This window comes from Phenylobacterium terrae (assembly GCF_042681205.1).
In the GTDB taxonomy this organism is placed as follows: Bacteria; Pseudomonadota; Alphaproteobacteria; order Caulobacterales; family Caulobacteraceae; genus Phenylobacterium; species Phenylobacterium terrae.
The window spans coordinates 2,399,068-2,415,826 of record NZ_JBHUEY010000001.1; the positions used below are offsets into that span (position 1 = coordinate 2,399,068).

Sequence of the window (16,759 nt, forward strand, 5' to 3'; positions counted from 1 at the left end):
GATGACGGACAAGCGAAGAGGCGCTCCTACGGCCGCGGCGCCAGGTGCTGGCCCGCGTCGACGGCGATCATCTGGCCCGTCACCGAACGAGCGTCAATGAGATAGCGAAGCGCCGCGGCGATCTCGGCGGGATCGACGCTGTGGCGCAGCAGGGTGGCGTCGACCTCGGCCTGGAAGTCCTCCGGGGCCTGGTGGATCGACTGCAGCGTCGGGCCCGGACCGATGCCGTTGACCCGGATGCGCGGGGCCAGCGCCTGGGCCAGCATGCGCGTCGCCTCCCACAGCGCCGACTTGCTGAGCGAGTAGCTGAAGAACTCCGGCACGGGGCGCCAGACGCGCTGGTCGAGGATGTTGACGATCTGGCCCTCGCGATCATCCGGCAGCCGGCGCGCGAAGGCCTGGGCCAGGATCAGCGGGGCGCGCAGGTTGGTGTCCATGTGCGCGTCCCACGAGGCGCGGTTCATGGAGGCCAAGGTGTCGTCCTCGAACACCGAGGCGTTGTTGACCAGCAGGGTGACCGGCCCGAGCTCGGTCTCGGCCTCGCCCACCAGGGCCACGGTGACAGCCTCCTTGCGCAGGTCGCAGGGCAGCAGGGTCGCCTTGCGGCCGCGGGCGCGCACGTCGGCGGCCGCGGCTTCGGCGTCGTCGTCGATGGTGCGGACGTGGATGGCCACGTCGAAGCCGGCTTCGGCGCAGGCCCGCGTGAGCGCCCGGCCGATGCGCCGCGCGCCGCCGGTGATCAGGGCGGCCCCTCGGCCGCGCTCAGCCAACCGCGGGCGCTCCGCTCAAGGGGTCAGTCGAGCCGGCCGAACTCATAGAAGTTCAGCGCGGCGACCACGATGAGGAACAGGACGATGGCGCCGATCGCAACCATGGTTCTTCAGGCTCCATAACAACTTCGCCGCGGCTTTACCGGCGCCCGGCGCTCTCCGCAAGCGAGCTTGTGGAACGCGCGGGCCCGTGTCCAAGCTTCGAGCCAACCACAACGGAGGAGGAGACGCCATGCCGCTGCAGCCGATCGCGCCCGAGGCCTTCCAGAAGATCGCGGTGGGGATCGACCGCCCGGAGGACGTGGTCGTCGGGCCGGATGGGCGGGTGTTCGCCTCCGACCACCAGTGCGCGGTCGCCGAGGTCCTGCCGGACGGATCGTTCCGCCGGATGGGGCCGAAGGGCGGGGCGCCGAACGGGATCAACATGGACGCCCACGGCCGGATCCTGATCGCCAACTTCGGCATCTACGACCGCCAGGACGGGCCGCTGCAGCGTTTCGACCCGGGGAGCGGCGTGCACGAGACCCTCCTCGCCGAGGTGGGCGGCAGGCGGCTGACCAGCGCCAACTACCCGGTGATCGACCGGGGCGGGAACATCTGGTGCGCCAACTCCACCCACGCCGAGACCTGGCCGCAGGCGCTGGACGGGCGCACCGACGGCTTCATCTTCGTGCTGCGGGCGGACGGGTCGAGCGATATCGTCGCCGAGGGGCTGAAGTTCCCGAACGGCATGGCGCTCGCGGCCGACGAGCGGTTCCTGTTCTGCGCCCAGACCAGCGGGGCGGACGTGCTGCGCTTCCCCATCCTGCCGGGCGCGAAGCTCGGCCCCGGCGAGCGCTACGGGCCGGTGCTGGGTTCGCTGGAGCGGGGCGCGGCGCCCGAGACCACCGGCTGGACCGACGGGATCGGCTTCGACGCCGAGGGGAACCTCTGGGTCTGCCTGCCGGCGGCCAACAAGGTGGTGGCGATCACGCCCGAGGGCCGCGTCGAGACGGTGATCCACGATCCCTCGGGCGAGCACGTGAACCACCCGACCAACGTCACCTGGGGCGGCCCGGACCTGAAGGACCTCTACATCGGCTCCATCCGCGCCGACTGGATCGCCAAGGCCAGGAGCCCGGTGGCGGGACAGCCGATGGCGCATCAGAGCGCTGCGCAGAGCGCCTGACCTCTTTCCTCTCCCATTCATGGGCGAGGGGGCCCGCTCGCCGAGCGCAGCGAAGAGCGAGTGGGGGAGAGGGCGAGCCGCCTGCTCGGCGACAGGAGAGGTGCAGATTGGAGCGAGCCGGTGCGCACGCGCCCGTGGCTTGCCCTTTCCACCCCCGCTCTTCAGCCGGCTCTCGCCGGTTTCGGCGGGCGGTCCCCCTTTCCCATGAATGGGAAAGGAAAGGCGGGGACGCTGGGAAAGGAAGGAACGCGCCCCTTGCCTTCCCCAACGCCCGCGGTCCATGAATTCGGCCGAGCGCGGGCCCCTCGGGGCTTGGCGGGTTATCAGTGATCACTAAGATACGTAGCTGAAGCCGGGTGGGGCGAGGCGTCCACTTCGGCCAACCAAAACGATACGGGTCCAGGAGGACGTCATGCGCGAGTACATGAAATTCTACATCGACGGGCAGTGGGTGGATCCTGTCGAGAAGAAGACCCTCGACGTCATCAACCCGGCCACGGAAGAGGTCTGCGGCAAGATCGCGATCGGCTCCGCGGCCGACGTCGACAAGGCCGTCAAGGCCGCGCGCAAGGCGTTCCCGGCCTGGTCGCGCACTAGCCGTGAGGAGCGCCTGGAAGTCCTGCAGCGGATCCTGGCCGAGTACCAGAAGCGCTTCGGCGACCTGGCCAACGCGGTGACCGAAGAGATGGGCGCGCCCGCCTCCCTGGCCCAGCGGGCCCAGGTGCCGGCCGGCATGGGCCACCTGGCCACCGCCGCCAACATCCTGAAGAACTTCAAGTTCGAGGAAGACCGCGGCCAGACGATGATCGTCAAGGAGCCGATCGGCGTCTGCGGCTTCATCACCCCCTGGAACTGGCCGCTCAACCAGATCGCCTGCAAGGTGGCCCCGGCCATCGCCACCGGCTGCACCATGGTGCTGAAGCCGTCGGAAGTGGCCCCGTTCAGCGGGCACATCTTCGCCGAGATCATGCATGCGGCCGGCGTTCCGGCCGGCGTGTTCAACCTGGTGCACGGCGACGGCCCGGGCGTGGGCGTGGCCCTGTCCAGCCACCCGGACGTGGACATGATCTCCTTCACCGGCTCCACCCGCGCCGGCATCGAGGTGGCCAAGAACGCCGCCCCGACCGTCAAGCGCGTCCACCAGGAGCTGGGCGGCAAGAGCCCGAACATCGTGCTCGACGACGACGTCTTCTCGAAGTCGGTCGCCCGCGGCGTGCAGCACATCATGACCAACTCGGGCCAGTCCTGTAACGCGCCCACTCGGATGCTCGTCCCGTCCAAGCGGATGGACGAGGCGATCAGCGTCGCCCGCGAGACCGCCGAGCAGATCACCGTCGGCGACCCGAACGGAAACGCCACCATCGGCCCGGTGGTCTCCGAGGTGCAGTGGAACAAGATCCAGAGCCTGATCCAGAAGGGCGTCGAGGAAGGCGCCACCCTGGTGACCGGCGGCCCCGGCCGGCCGGAGGGCCTGGACAAGGGCTACTATGTGAAGCCCACCGTGTTCGCCAACGTCACCAACGAGATGACGATCGCCAAGGAAGAGATCTTCGGCCCGGTGCTGTCGATCCTCGGCTACGAGAGCCTCGAGCAGGCGATCGAGGTCGGCAACGACACCGAGTACGGCCTGGCGGCCTACGTGAACGGCGCGGACATCGAGAAGGCCCGGGAAGTGGCCCGCTCGCTGCGCGCCGGCCAGGTGTCGATCAACGGCGGCTCCGACATGACCGCCCCCTTCGGCGGCTACAAGATGAGCGGCAACGGGCGCGAGTGGGGCGACTACGCCTTCCACGAGTTCCTGGAGACCAAGGCCATCCTCGGCTACGCGCCGAAACAGGCCGCCGAGTAAGGCGAGCGACGACGCCTCCGGGGCCCGCCCCGGAGGCGTTTTCGTTTCTTGAGCATGAGCGCCTTCCAGGGCATCGTCGACGCCGTCAGGGACCAGGCCCGCAGGCGGCCTGACGCGCCGGCCATCCGCTTCGAGGGTCGCGAGACCAGCTACGGCGAGTTCGACCGGCTCTCCTCGCAGGCCGCCCAGGCGCTGCGCGCGGCGGGCGTGAAGCCCGGCGAGCGGGTGGGCGTGCTGGCCAAGGGCGTCGACGACTTCTTCGTCCTCTGGTTCGGGGCGCTGAAGATCGGCGCCTGCCTCTGTCCGGTGAACTGGCGGCTCGCCCCGCCGGAGATCGCCTTCGTGCTGAAGGACGCCGGCTGCAAGGTGCTGGCCTGCGGGGCCGAGTACGCCGCCGTCGTCGAAGGGCTCGCCGCCGACTGCGGGCTATCCACGATCGTGCAGTTCGAGCCGGGCCATGCCGCCTGGCCGGACTTCCGCGGCTGGATCGCGGGCCAGCCGGCCGAGGATCCGCAGCATCCCGCGGCGGCGGACGACGACGTCATCCAGCTCTACACCTCCGGCACCACGGGCCTGCCCAAGGGCGTGCAGCTGACGCAGGGCAACTACGCGGCGCTGCGGCGCTCGGCCGAGGCGGGCTGGGGCCGGTTCGGCGAAGGCATGCCGGTGCTGGTCGCCATGCCGCTGTTCCACGTGGCCGGCGCCAACATGGGCATGCTGTCCCTGCTCCAGGGCGGCCTCGCCATCGTCCTCGCCGAGGCGAGCCCGCCGGCCATCCTGCAGGCCATCGAACAGCACCAGATCGAGCACGCCTTCCTGGTGCCGGCGCTGATCAACATGATCCTGATGACGCCCGGCGTGGAGAGCGCCGACGTCTCCAGTCTGAAGGGCATCTATTACGGCGCTTCGCCCATCTCCGAGGACGTGCTGCTGCGCGCCCAGGCGCGGTTCGCCGGCGCCGGCTTCAACCAGCTCTACGGCCTGACCGAGACCATCGGCGTCGGGACCTGGCTGCCGCCGGAGGCGCACGACCCGGCCAAGGGCAAGCTGCGCGCCTGCGGCCTTCCCTCGCCGGAGATCGAGCTGCGCATCCGCACCGGCGGGCGCGACGCCGAGATCGGCGAGGTGGGGGAGATCGAGATCCGCTCGCCCTGCGTGATGAAGGGCTACTGGAACCGCCCGGACGCCACCGCCGAGGCCATCGACGCCGAGGGCTGGTTCAAGACCGGCGACGCCGGCTACCGCGACCCCGACGGCTTCGTGTTCCTGCACGACCGGGTGAAGGACATGATCGTGTCCGGCGGCGAGAACGTCTATCCGGCCGAGGTGGAGAACGCCCTCTTCTCGCATCCCGCCGTCGCCGACGCCGCGGTCATCGGCGTGCCGGACGAGACCTGGGGCGAGGCGGTGAAGGCCATCGTCGTGCTGCGGCCCGGCGCGAGCGCCGACGCGGCTGAGATCATCGCCCACTGCCGCAGCCGGATCGCCGGCTACAAGACGCCCAAGAGCGTGGATTTCGTCGACGTGCTGCCGCGAAACCCGTCCGGCAAGGTCCTGCGGCGCGAGCTGCGGGCGCCCTACTGGGCCGGGCGCGAGCGGCAGGTGAGTTAGGGGGAGACGCGTATGACCATGGACCCGCACTTCAAGGCGCACGTGGAGGAGCAGGCGAAGGTGGCCGCCGCCAACCCGGCCCCGCCGCTCGACGTGATCCCGCCGGAGATGGTCCGCGCCGGCTACCGCGCCCAGCGGACGGCCCAGAACGCCAACGCGCCGAAGGACGTCGAGACGCGGGACCTGCAGGTGGCGGGCGCCGAGGGGCCGATCCCCGCCAGGCTCTACACCCCGCCCGGCGCGCCGGCGAAGACGCCGGGTCTGGTCTACTTCCACGGCGGCGGCTTCGTGATCGGAGACCTGGAGACCCACGACGGCCATTGCCGCAGGCTGGCGGCCTATTCCGGCGTGCGGGTGATGGCGGTGGACTACCGGCTGGCGCCCGAGCACCCGTTTCCCTGCGGCCACGACGATGCGCTCGCCGCAACGAAGTGGGCCTTCGACCACGCGGACGAGATCGGCTTCGACAAGTCGCGGATCGCGGTCGGCGGCGACAGCGCCGGCGGAAACCTGGCGGCGTCCGTCTCCCTCGACCTGCGCGGCGACCCGGACCGGCGGCTCGCCTTCCAGCTGCTGCTCTACCCCGGGATCTGGCCGGTGGAGGACACCGCCTCGCGCAAGGAGCTGGACGGGCCGGTGCTGAGCAAGGCGGCCATCGCCTGGTTCGACAAGTGCCTGGCCGCCAAGGGCCATCCGCAGAGCGCGCGGGCATGGCTGGGCGAGGCCAAGGACCTCTCCGGCGCGCCGCCCGCCCTGGTGGTCACCGCCGGCTTCGATCCGCTGAAGGACGAAGGCCGCGACTGGGCCGAACGCCTGCGCGCCGCCGGTGTCGAGGCCCGGCACGTGGAGTACCCCGCCCTGGTCCACGACTTCTACATCATGGCCGACGTCTCGCCGGCCGTGGACGTCGCCGCGCGGGAGACCGCGCAGGCGCTGAAGGCCGCGCTGAGCTGACCCTCTTTCCTTTCCCATTCATGGGAAAGGGGGACCGCCCGCCGAAGCCGGCGAACGCCGGCTGAAGAGCGGGGGGTGGAAAGGGCAAGCCCCAGGCGCGGTGGATGCGGCTTTCCCTCTCCCCCACCGGCTCTGCGCTGCGCTCGGCCGGCGGTCCCCCTCTCCCGCACGCGGGAGAGGAAGGAACTACCCGAACTGGAACGCCGAGATCGCCACGTCCATGACCTCGTCCCCGAACACCTTGCGGGCGGGCTCGCCCCGGGCGGCGCCGGCGGCGACGAAGATGGGGGCGAGGTGCTCCTCGCGGGGGTGGGCCTCGCGGGCGTGGGGCGCCTCTTCCCAGCGGGCGAGGGCGGCGGGATCGGCGACGGCTTCGGTGAGCCACGCGTCGAAAGTCCGCGAGCGCTCGGTGAAGGCCGGCGAGAAGCCGCGCATGTTGTGCCAGCTCATGCCGCTGCCGACGATCAGCACGCCCTCGTCGCGCAGGGGCGCGAGCGCGCGGCCGGCCGCCAGGTGCAGGGCCGGATCGAGGCTCGCCTGCAGCGACAGCTGCACGACCGGAATGTCGGCGTCGGGCAGGGCGACCTTAAGCGGCACGAAGACGCCGTGGTCCCAGCCACGGGTCGGATCCTCGACGGCGGGCAGGCCGGCGGCTGAGAGCAGCTCGCGCACCCGGGCCGCCAGGGCCGGCGCGCCCGGGGCGTCGAAGGCCAGCTGATAGGTGTGTGCGGGGAAGCCGTAGTAGTCGTAGATCAGCTCCGGCCGCGCCGCCGAGCCCACCGTGAAGGCCTGCGCCTCCCAGTGGCCGGAGACCACCAGGATGGCCCTGGGCCGCTCCGGCAGGGCGGCGATCAGGCCGCCCAGCCAGTCGGCCGTCTTGTCCCAGGCGTCCGCCGGGCCGCGGGTCCAGTCCATGAAGAAGCAGGGACCCGCGCCGTGCGGGATGAACAGGGTCGGCTGGCGCATGGCCTAGACGAACTCCGGCGCGCGCGCGCCGACGATGACCTCGATCCAGTCGGCGAAGTCGCGGGCGTACTTGGTGAGGAACCCGCGGGTGTCCTCGTTGACCAGCTGGCCCTGCTCGTCGAACAGCGCGCCGGCGTTGGAGATATAGGCCTCGCTCTGCAGCGTCGGCACGTTGAGGAACACCAGCGACTGGCGCAGGTGGTGGTTGGCCCCGAAGGCCCCCAGGCCACCCGGCGTGACGCTGATCACCGCGCCCGGCTTGCCGTTGAAGACGCTGTGGCCGTACGGGCGCGAACCCACGTCGATGGCGTTCTTCAGCACGGCCGGGACCGAGCGGTTGTATTCGGGCGTGACGAACAGCAGGGCGTCGGCGCTGCGGATCTGCTCGCGGAAGCGCACCCACTGCGCGGGCGGCGTGGCCTCGTCGTCCTGGTTGTAGAACGGCAGGTCGCCGATCTCGACGAAGCGGAACTTCACGCTCTGCGGCGACACGGCGGCCAGGGCCTCGGCGACCTGGCGGCTGAAGGAGTCCTTGCGGAGGCTGCCGACGAGGACGGCGACGGTGCGGGTGGTCATGGATCTCTCCCTTGAAACTTGGCGCCCGAAGGCGACAACGCCTAGGTGGGCCCGCGACCCCGCGTTGATAATCCGTGCGGTCCGAAGGATACTGTTTCCGCTTTGGAAGGAGTAACCGGGTGGACCGACTCGACGAGGTTCGGCTTTTCGTGGCCGTGGCGGACGCGCGCAGCTTCGCCGCCGGGGCGCGGCGCCTCGGCGTCTCCTCGGCCCAGGCCTCCAAGGGCATCGCCCGGCTCGAGGACCGGCTGAACACGCGGCTGCTGAACCGGACGACGCGGGACGTCTCGCTCACCGACTGCGGACGGGCCTACCTGGAGCGGGCGCGCGGCCTGATCGACGAGTTCGACGCCCTCGACGCCTCGGTGCGCGAGGTGAGGGGGCCGCAGGGGCTGCTCAAGGTCACCGCCCCGATGTCGTTCGGAAGCACCGAGCTGGAGTGCGTGATCCTGGAGTTCGCGCGGGCCTATCCGGAGGTGTCGCTGGAGGTCTCGCTCACCGACCGCGTCACCAACCTGGTGGAGGAGGGCTACGACGTCGCCGTCCGCATCACCCGGCTGGCGGACTCCTCGCTGGTCGCCCGCAAACTGGGGGAGGCGCGGATCGTCACCTGCGCCGCGCCCGACTACCTGCAGCGCGAGGGAAGGCCCCTGGACCCGTCCGACCTCGCCCACCGCGAAGCCATCCTCGATCTCAATCTCGCCGATCCGACGCTCTGGAGCTTCGGCCGCGGCGCCGGCAAGACGGAGGTGCGGGTGCACGGGCGGCTGCGCCTGTCCAACGCCGAGGCCTGCCTGGCCGCCGCGCGCTACGGCTTCGGCATCGCCCGCGCGCCGGCCTTCGCGGCGGCGGCGGACCTGCGGGCCGGGCGCCTCTCGACCCTGCTCTGCGACTACGAACCGGAGCCGATGCCGATCTACGCCGTCTACCCCCACGCCCGGCACCTCTCGCCCAAGGTTCGGGTATTCGTCGACCACCTGGTCCGCCACTTCGCCGGCACGCCGCGGTGGGAAGAGGGCTGGGCCTAAGACGCGCCCTCTACCTCCCGCCGCTGCGCGGGGGAGGTAGGAAGCCGCCGTCAGGCCAGCGATCTGAACGCCTCCACCACCCGGCGGCGCGCCGCGGCATCGTGGAACGGGAAGGCGCTCAGGAAGTCGTCGGCCGAGAGGCCGGGCTTGCGGGCCCGGGCCGAGGCCGCCCAGCGGCAGGCGCGGGCGGGATCGCCCGCCAGGCTGTGGCCGACCGCGGCGATCATGTGGATCAGGGCGTGGGCGCCGGGGGCGCGGGCGGCGCGTTCGCCCCACTGAGCCGCCTGCTCGGGCTCGTCGAGCACAAGGTGCGAAAGGGCGCGCACGCCGAGCATGCCGTAGGCGAGGGGATCGAGCGGGCTGAGGCGCAGGGCCTCGTCGACGCCGGTGCGGCCCTCCAGGCCGAAGCCCATGAGAGTCTCGCTCCAGGCCTTGGAGTATTTCGCCTGGGCGTAGTTGGGGTTGAGCCCGATCGCCCGCTCCAGCCAGGGAAGGCTGGCCTCCAGGTCCCGCCGCAGCCAGAAGACCCGGCCCATCACCAGGTTGCAGAATGGGTCGAGCGGGTCGTGCTCGAGGCTGGTCTCGGCCGAGCGCTGCGCCTGCGCCGCGGCCCAGGCCGGCGCGTCGGTGAAGCTGAGGAAGGCGGTCTGGAAGTGGGTGAAGGAGAGACCCGCGTGCGCCCGCGCAAACCCCGGCTCCAGCGCCACGGCCTGGCCGAACAGCTCGGCGGCGCGCGCCGTTCCCTCGGCCGTGAAGCGGTACATGTGGCTGAGCCCCAGGTGATAGGCGGCCCAGGCGTCGAGGTTCTCCGGCGAGGCCAGGCGCGCACGGCGGGCCTCGATCAGCGGGATCTGCAGCTCCAGGGCGCCGATCACCTGGCGCACGATGCGCTCGCGGATCTCGTGCACCGCATCGGGCGCGGCCCGGAACCGCTCGCTCCAGACGACGCCGCCGTCGCGGGTGTCGGCCAGCTCGACGGTCAACTGCATGACGCGCGCGCTGACCTCCACCGAGCCGGTCAGGCAGTAGGCCGCGTTCAGGGCGGTGCGGACGGCGGCGAGGTCGGCGTCAGGCCCCCGGAAGCGGAACGAGGAGCCGCGGGCGATCACGAACAGCCAGCGCAGCCGCGACAGCTCGGCGATCAGGTCGTGCGGCAGGGCCTCGGCCAGGCCGGCCGCCTCCTGCGGGTCGCCCAGCACCTCGAAGGGCAGCACGGCGATCGAGGGCCTGGAGGACGGCTCGGCCGCCTCCTGCGGCGGCGCCGGCGAAGCGGCGGGCGTGGGCTCGGGGCCGGCGGCCTCCACTTCGGCCACGAAGCGGAAGCCGAGCTTGGGGACGGTGCGGACGATGCTCTGCGTCGAGCCGTCGTCGCCGAGCGCCTGACGCAGCGATTTCACCCGGCTGGAGATCGCCGCCTCGGAGACGATCCGGCCGTTCCACACGGTCTCGACGATCTCGTCCTTGGAGACCAGACGGTGGCGGTTGTCGATCAGCAGGCGCAGCAGGGCGAGGACCTGCGGCTCCAGCGGGACGCGCGCCTCACCCTTCCGCAGTTCGCAGGCCGCGGCATCCAAGGCAAAGGCGCCGAAGCGGTAGATCATCGTTACGCAAGCTACCACGCGGCCCGTCGATCTCCCAGAAACCTCCAGGACTTCTGCAAGCGCGCCCGAGGCTTGCGGCGCACAGTGGCGTCCATCTGATCTGGAGGATCGCCATGAAGATGAAGTGCGAGGCGCTGCCCGACGCCCTCAACGCCGGCGGCGTCCGGGTGCAGGGCGCCGACTGGGGAGAGCTCAACATCTCCCACATCCATTTCCCCAAGGGCGCGGACGCGACGCCGCTGCTTCAGGGCATGCCGCAGAACCTGTGCCAGTGCCCGCACTGGGGCATGGTGCTGAAAGGCTCGATCAACGTCCGCTACGCCGACGGGGCGACCGAGACCGTCAGCGCCGGCGAGGTCTACTACTGGCCGCCGGGCCATACGGTGTGGGTGGACGAGGACTACAGCGCCATCGAGTTCAGTCCGAAGGACGAGATGCGGGCGGTGATCGATCACCTGCGCGACAAGATGGGCGCGGCCGCGCCGGCCTGAACGCGAGAACCGGCGGGGCGCGGCGCGCCTTCTCGGCAGACAGCCGGAGCCTCGCCGATGCGCCTTTCGACCTGCGCCGCCCTCACCCTGGCCCTGGCGGCGGCCGCCTGCCAGCAGCAGCCCCAGACCGCCCAGGACAAGGCCGCGGCGACCGCGGAGGCGGCGCGGGAGACCGCGGCGGCGTCGGCTCAGGCGGCGGCCGCCGCCGAGCAGGCCCAGCAGGCCGCCGCCTCGGCCGCGACAGCTCAGACCACCGCCCAGACCCAGGCCGCCGGCAACGCCGCAGCCGCTGCCGGCCAGGAAGCGGAGACCGCCGGAGAGGCCGCCGCCGAGGCCGGCGAGAAGGCGCAGGAGGCGGCCAGGTAGCCGCCCCTCAGGCGGCGGTCGCCGCCTCGCCGACGAGGCCGCTGCGCACGTAGTCGAACCCGAGCACGGCGCCGGCGACGGCCTCGGCCGCCCGGCCGGCGCACTCGCGCTCCAGCACGGCGCAGAAGTCCTGCCACCGTCGGCCGGTGTCGGACCCGTAGACGTCGAAGAAGCTCGTCCCCTCCAGCGGCGCGCCGGCCGCCCGCAGGCGCTTGCGGATCACCCGCCCGCCGAGGGTGGAGCCCTCGAGCACATAGGCGAAGCCGAGCGCGTGGGCGCGGCTGGTCAGGGCCGGCGGCGGGAGCGGGGCAGCCCTGTCCGCCTGGACGCCCAGGGACCGCAGGTCCCGGCGCAACGCCGGGGTCTTCAGGCGGGCGTCGAACGCGAAATCGGGGATCGTTTCCAACTGAGGCCGCAGGGCCGCCTCCGCCGGCTCGTACAGCGACAGGAAGGCCTCGAGCAGTCGGCGCCGCTCGTTGGGGCGGGCCAGCCGTTCGACGATGCCGGCGCTCGCCTCGAGGTCGTCGTGACGGTCGCGCGTGGCCCGCCGGAGCTCGGCGAGGACGCTCATGCGCCGGGCCCGCGTGCGCCCGCCGGCAGCGGGACGGTCACGACCACGCGCAGGCCCGGCGCCGCGGCGCTGCGGTCGATGGTTCCCTTGAGCCGGTCGATGAGACCGCCGATCAGCCGGGAGCCGAGGCCGCCGCCGGCGACCGGTTTGGCCACGGCCTCGCCGCGACCCCAGTCGCGCACCTCGAGCCGCAGGGCGGGGCCGCGCACGACGAGGTCCACCTGCAAGGGGCCTGCGCCGCCCTCGTAGGCGTACTTGGCGGCGTTCAGCACCAGTTCGCTCAGCACCAGGCCGATGGACATCGCCATCTCGGTGGGGGTCGAGACCGGATTGAGGTTGGTCTTCATCTGGCGCGTCCACTCCGCGCCCAGCGACGCGCCGATGTCGGCCAGAAGCTCGCGCACGTAGACGTCCAGGTCGACGGTCTCGGGATGCTCGGAGCGGTGAAGGCGGCGGTGGACGAGGGCCACGGCGCTGACCCGGCTCAGCGCCTCTTCCAGCTGGGCCTTCACGTCCGGATCGGTGGTCGTCCGCAGCTGCATCCGCAGCATGCCGCCGACGATCTGCAGGCTGTTCTGGATCCGGTGGTCGCCCTCGCGCAGCAGGTGACTCTTCTGGCTGAGCTCCTGGTCCCGTTCGTCGAGGGCGCGGCGCAGGCTCTCGTTGAGCCGGGCGATGCTCTGGGTCCGCTGCAGCTCGGCGACCGTGCGGGCGATGCGCCCGGCGGCCTCGGCCTCGACCGAGGACCACGGCTGCGCGCGGCCGCGGACCGTCTCCCGCCACAGGTCGAAGGACTTGCGTGGCGTCAGGGCTCCAACATCGGATGCGGCGTCGACCGGCTTGTGCGGATTGCCGGCCCAGTTGATCTCCTCCACCTGCTCGGCCCGGAACCACAGCAGCTGGCGCCTGTCCGAGGTGGAGACGGTGACCGCCAGCAGCCCGCTCGCCGTCTCGGGGTAGACGGAGGCGGCCGGGAAGATGCGCGACAGGGAGTCGGTCGCGAAGACTCCCGGCTCGGGGCGCTCCAGCAGCCAGTCGGCCAGGGTCAGCAGCTTGTCGGGATCGGGGCAGAGGCCGGCGGTCGTCACCTTGTCCCCGTGGCGCACGGCCGCCCCGTGCGCCCTCACCACCTCCAGCAGGTCCGGCGCATGGCTCTCGAGCGCCTCGTCCACCGAAGCGCCGCGCGCCAGCAGGCTGAACAGCGCGTCCTCGGCCGCCCGGCTCCGCAGCCGCTCCCTGTAGAGTTCGGCGTCCTCCAGGCTGGCGATCTGGTGCGACAGCGAGGCGGCCAGCAGCCGGCAGAGGCTGCGGTCGTCGAAGCTGAGGCCCCGCGGCGTGCGGTGGTGCAGCGCCACGAGCCCCCAGAGCTGTCCGTCACGGATGATCGACACCGAGGCCGAGGCCGCCACCCCCATGTTCTTCAGGTACTGGATGTGGATCGGCGAGACGCTCCGCAGGTGGGCGTCCGACATGTCCAGCGGCGGCTCGCCCAGGTCCTGCGCCAGCAGCGGGCTCGGGGCATAGCCCACGTCCGGGATCACCCGGATGACGTTGCGCAGGTAGAGCTGGCGCGCCTGCCTGGGAATGTCGCTGGCCGGATAGCGGTGATTGAGGAAGGGCTCGAGCGCATCCGCCCTGGCTTCGGCGATCACGCTGCCGGTCTCGTCCGGCAGGAAGCGGTAGACCATCACCCGGTCGAAGCCGGTGAGCTCCCGGAAACGGGCCGCGGCGATGTCGGCAAGCTGGGAGAGGGTGCGCGCGGCGCCGAAGGCCGAGCCGATCGTCTCGACGGTGCGGGCCATCTCGGCGGCCGACCGGCGGCGGGCGGGCGCCGCCTCGAACTCCAGCACCAGCTTGTCGCCGACCGAATGGACCACGCAGTCCAGCTCGCCGCCCGAGCCGCCGGGCAGGGCGCCTGCGTAGGTCGCTCCCGAGAAGGCCTCGTCCAGCGACAGGCCGGCGGCGGCCGGAACGGCGTCCGTCACGAGACGGCCGAGCAGGCTCTCCGGCGCCGAGCCGAGGAGTTGGGCGCAGCCGCCGCCCGCCTGCTCGATCCGCAGGGTCGCGCGATCCACGACGACGAGCGCGCCGTGCGGCTGCACGGCGCCCGGAATGTGGATCGGCTCCCTGTCGCATTGCGTCAGGTCGAGCTCAGGGACGGCCAGCTCGGTCACCCCTGCTTCACAGCACGGCCAGAGGCCAACGCCAAGTCGAGGTCATTGCGACGCTTGGATTCCCGGCCCGGTCCGCAGGAGCGCCCAATAGAAAGATGGCCCGGGATCGCTCCCGGGCCACCATTGTTACGCGAAGCCGGCGAGGTCTAGTAGCGCAGCCGGAGCGTCGCGCCGACGGTGCGGGGCGCGCCCAGGAAGGCGTTGTAGACGCTGACCGCGTCGTTGTTCTCGTCCACCTGGAACGGCCCGTTGAAGCCGACCTGGAGGTAGTCCTCGTCGAACAGGTTGTTGGCCCACAGCTCGACGGTCCAGCTCTCGTCCGCGGCGCCGACGCCGACGCGGGCGTTCACCAGCACCATCTCGTCCTGCAGCTTCGCGGGGTGCAGGTCCGAGCCGGTGTTGTAGCTGGAGGTGTACTTGGCCGAGACGTTCGAGCGCAGCATCAGCTCGCCGCCCAGCTCGCGCTCGTAGGTGCCGGCGAGGGACGCCGACCACAGGGGCGCGAACGACAGCCGCGCGCCGGGCAGGCGGCGCAGGCTGTTGAACCGGCTGGGGACCAGCAGGTCCGAGGCGGTGAAGGGCTGGATCTCCGTTTCGGCGTAGGTTACGCCGCCCTGGAAATCGAGGCCGTCGACCGGGGTCGACCAGATGAAGTCGGCGTCGACGCCGCGCGAGATCACCTCCGGCAGCGTCTCCACGATGAAGGCCGTGCCGACGAAGGTGTTCAGCTGGAAGTCCTCGAAGGTCTGGTGGAAGGCCGCCAGATTGAGGAGCAGCGAGCCGTCGAACAGGGTCGACTTGGCGCCCACTTCCCAGCTGTCCACGAACTCGCCGCGGAAGCTGGTGTCCGGGTCCGCCGTGAAGTTCGGCGCCCCGCCGGGGCCGGCCAGGATCCGCTGTTCGCGGTCGAGGTTGAAGCCGCCGGCCTTATAGCCACGCGAATAGCTGACGTAGGTCATCAGGTCGGGGTTGAAGCGGTAGGCCAGCTTGGCGGTGCCCGACCACTCCTTCTCCTCGCGCGACTGGTTGACGACGCCCAGGTCGTCGAAATCGTTGTTCTGGGCGTTCAGGCACAGACCGCCGACGATGGTCGTCGCCGTCCCCAGCAGGCCGGCGAGGGCCGGGAAGGCCGCCTCGCCCTGGTCGCAGGACGAACCGGTAGTCGTGTAGTCGCTGGTCAGCGACTTCTCGTCGATGGTGTAGCGCAGGCCCACCGTCAGCTCGAGGGCGTCGGTGATCTTGAACGAGTTGTTGGTGAACAGGGCCCAGGTGTCGCCTTCCTGGGCGTGGATGTCGTCCGACCCCAGGCCCGGCTGGAAGATCGTGCCCGGCGTCAGGCCGATGAGGGCCGGCACGTTCGAGAGCACCCGCTGGGCGAAGTAGGCGTAGTAGTCCTGGCCGTAGAAGAACAGCGAGCGGGTGTTGAGGTCTTCCTTGGCGTAGAAGCCGCCGACCAGCCAGTTCAGCCGCCCGTCCATGGCTTCGCCCGCCAGCCGCAGCTCCTGGCTGAACTGCTCGAACTCGACGCGGTTGCGGCCGTCGTTCGGGCGATAGACCAGGTCGGCCGCGGTGAAGTCGGAGTCCTGGCCGGTCTCGGCCTGCCAGTTCCGCCAGGCGGTGATCGAGGTCAGGCTCATCGCCTCGTTGATGTCCCAGTTGACCTCGGCCGACAGGCCCATGTCCTCGACGCGCTGGTCGGTCGGGCGGTTGGAGAAGGCCAGCCGGTCGAACGGCGTGCTGGTCAGGTCGAGCGAGCCCGGACGGACCTGCTCGATCAGCCGGGCGCGGCTGTTGGCGGCCTGACCGACGAACAGCTGGGTGCCGGCGCAGCAGAGCTCGTCGCGCTTGGTGTAGTCGCCGATCACCCGGATGTTCAGATCCTGCGACGGCTCGAACAGCAGCTGGCCGCGCAGGGTGTAGAAGTCCTGGGTGTTGTCCTCGTGGCGGCCGCGCGGGCCCTCGCCGGTGACGACGTTCAGGTAGCCGTCGCGGGCGCGGGCGGCGGCGTAGATCCGGCCGGCCACCGTGTCGGTGATCGGGCCCGACAGCGCGCCGGAGAAGCCCCACTGGCCGTAGTTGCCGACGGTGACTTCGGATTCGGCCTGCAGGTCGCGGGTCGGACCGGCGGTGATGATGTTCACCACGCCGGCCGAGGTGTTCTTGCCGAACAGGGTGCCTTGCGGGCCCTTCAGCACCTCGATGCGGGTGACTTCGCCCAGGTCGCCGAAGGAGACGCCGTTGCGGGGACGGTAGACGCCGTCGATCACCACGCCCACCGAGCTCTCCAGGCCGGGGTTGTCGCCGACGGTGCCGACGCCGCGGACGCGGGCGGTGACGATGGTCTCGTTGGACGTCGAGGTGACGGTCAGGCCGGGCGTCAGGACGGTCAGTTCGCGGATGTCGCGGACGCCGGCGTCCTGCAGCAGCTGGCCGCTGACGGACGTGACCACGATCGGCACGTCCTGCAGGCTCTGTTCGCGCTTCTGGGCGGTGACGATGATCTCGTCGACTTCGCGGGTCTCAGCCGCGTCCTGGGCGTGGGCCGCCGTGCCGAAGGCGAGGCCGGACAGCACCGCAAACGAGGCCGAACTGCGAAGCAGCTGGGAAATGCGCATTGAAACTCCCTTTGTCGGT

The 16,759-nt window shown here is 71.2% G+C and carries 14 protein-coding genes; 7 read left to right on the top strand and 7 right to left on the bottom strand.

The genetic code is table 11. The annotated features are described in order from the left end of the window. Positions 1 to 26 precede the first annotated feature (26 nt). On the bottom strand, positions 27 to 770 hold the full coding sequence (locus ACFSC0_RS12045; protein WP_377283916.1) for an SDR family oxidoreductase: 744 nt from the start codon (positions 768 to 770) through the stop codon (positions 27 to 29). A 232-nt stretch (positions 771 to 1,002) separates the two neighbouring features. Between ACFSC0_RS12045 and ACFSC0_RS12050 the strand changes: the two genes are divergently transcribed. The 4 genes from ACFSC0_RS12050 (at position 1,003) to ACFSC0_RS12065 (ending at position 6,352) form a co-directional block, all read left to right on the top strand. Continuing rightward, a complete protein-coding gene (locus ACFSC0_RS12050) occupies positions 1,003 to 1,938 on the top strand; it encodes an SMP-30/gluconolactonase/LRE family protein (protein WP_377283915.1) in 936 nt (311 codons plus the stop codon). 412 nt (positions 1,939 to 2,350) lie between these two features. Beyond that, positions 2,351 to 3,787 carry an aldehyde dehydrogenase family protein gene (locus ACFSC0_RS12055; protein WP_377283914.1) on the top strand — a complete coding sequence of 479 codons (1,437 nt, stop codon included), beginning with the start codon at positions 2,351 to 2,353 and terminating at the stop codon, positions 3,785 to 3,787. Positions 3,788 to 3,841: 54 nt separating this feature from the next. Beyond that, positions 3,842 to 5,398 carry a long-chain-fatty-acid--CoA ligase gene (locus ACFSC0_RS12060; protein ID WP_377283967.1) on the top strand — a complete coding sequence of 519 codons (1,557 nt, stop codon included), beginning with the start codon at positions 3,842 to 3,844 and terminating at the stop codon, positions 5,396 to 5,398. Between the two features lie 12 nt (positions 5,399 to 5,410). After that, positions 5,411 to 6,352, top strand: a complete 942-nt coding sequence (locus ACFSC0_RS12065) for an alpha/beta hydrolase (RefSeq protein ID WP_377283913.1) — start codon at positions 5,411 to 5,413, stop codon at positions 6,350 to 6,352. 186 nt (positions 6,353 to 6,538) lie between these two features. Here the strand turns inward: ACFSC0_RS12065 and ACFSC0_RS12070 are convergent, their stop codons facing one another. Then, positions 6,539 to 7,318, bottom strand: coding sequence for a DODA-type extradiol aromatic ring-opening family dioxygenase (locus ACFSC0_RS12070; protein WP_377283912.1), 780 nt, complete (start codon positions 7,316 to 7,318; stop codon positions 6,539 to 6,541). Positions 7,319 to 7,321: 3 nt separating this feature from the next. Then, positions 7,322 to 7,894, bottom strand: a complete 573-nt coding sequence (locus ACFSC0_RS12075) for an NADPH-dependent FMN reductase (RefSeq protein WP_377283911.1) — start codon at positions 7,892 to 7,894, stop codon at positions 7,322 to 7,324. Between the two features lie 119 nt (positions 7,895 to 8,013). Between ACFSC0_RS12075 and ACFSC0_RS12080 the strand changes: the two genes are divergently transcribed. After that, positions 8,014 to 8,922, top strand: coding sequence for a LysR family transcriptional regulator (locus tag ACFSC0_RS12080; protein ID WP_377283910.1), 909 nt, complete (start codon positions 8,014 to 8,016; stop codon positions 8,920 to 8,922). 50 nt (positions 8,923 to 8,972) lie between these two features. Here the strand turns inward: ACFSC0_RS12080 and ACFSC0_RS12085 are convergent, their stop codons facing one another. Next, entirely contained in the window at positions 8,973 to 10,523 is a 1,551-nt protein-coding gene (locus ACFSC0_RS12085) for a winged helix-turn-helix domain-containing tetratricopeptide repeat protein (RefSeq protein ID WP_377355149.1), read from the bottom strand. 113 nt (positions 10,524 to 10,636) lie between these two features. Here ACFSC0_RS12085 and ACFSC0_RS12090 point away from each other — a divergent pair, with 113 nt between their 5' ends. Both ACFSC0_RS12090 and ACFSC0_RS12095 read left to right on the top strand, forming a co-directional pair. Further along, the gene (locus ACFSC0_RS12090) at positions 10,637 to 11,014 is read left to right on the top strand and encodes a cupin domain-containing protein (protein ID WP_377283908.1); all 378 of its coding nucleotides are present in this window, start codon (positions 10,637 to 10,639) and stop codon (positions 11,012 to 11,014) included. A 57-nt stretch (positions 11,015 to 11,071) separates the two neighbouring features. Then, positions 11,072 to 11,380, top strand: a complete 309-nt coding sequence (locus ACFSC0_RS12095; RefSeq protein ID WP_377283907.1) for a hypothetical protein — start codon at positions 11,072 to 11,074, stop codon at positions 11,378 to 11,380. Positions 11,381 to 11,387: 7 nt separating this feature from the next. Here ACFSC0_RS12095 and ACFSC0_RS12100 read toward each other — a convergent pair whose 3' ends face one another. The 3 genes from ACFSC0_RS12100 to ACFSC0_RS12110 form a co-directional block, all read right to left on the bottom strand. Further along, on the bottom strand, positions 11,388 to 11,951 hold the full coding sequence (locus tag ACFSC0_RS12100) for a biliverdin-producing heme oxygenase (RefSeq protein ID WP_377283906.1): 564 nt from the start codon (positions 11,949 to 11,951) through the stop codon (positions 11,388 to 11,390). Then, positions 11,948 to 14,125 (bottom strand): histidine kinase dimerization/phosphoacceptor domain -containing protein, encoded by a 2,178-nt coding sequence (locus tag ACFSC0_RS12105; RefSeq protein WP_377283905.1) that lies wholly within the window; start codon positions 14,123 to 14,125, stop codon positions 11,948 to 11,950. The genes ACFSC0_RS12100 and ACFSC0_RS12105 overlap by 4 nt, the downstream gene beginning before the upstream one ends. Before the next feature lie 146 nt (positions 14,126 to 14,271). After that, complete coding sequence (locus tag ACFSC0_RS12110) at positions 14,272 to 16,740, bottom strand: TonB-dependent receptor (RefSeq protein WP_377283904.1); 2,469 nt, start codon at positions 16,738 to 16,740, stop codon at positions 14,272 to 14,274. Positions 16,741 to 16,759 lie beyond the last annotated feature (19 nt).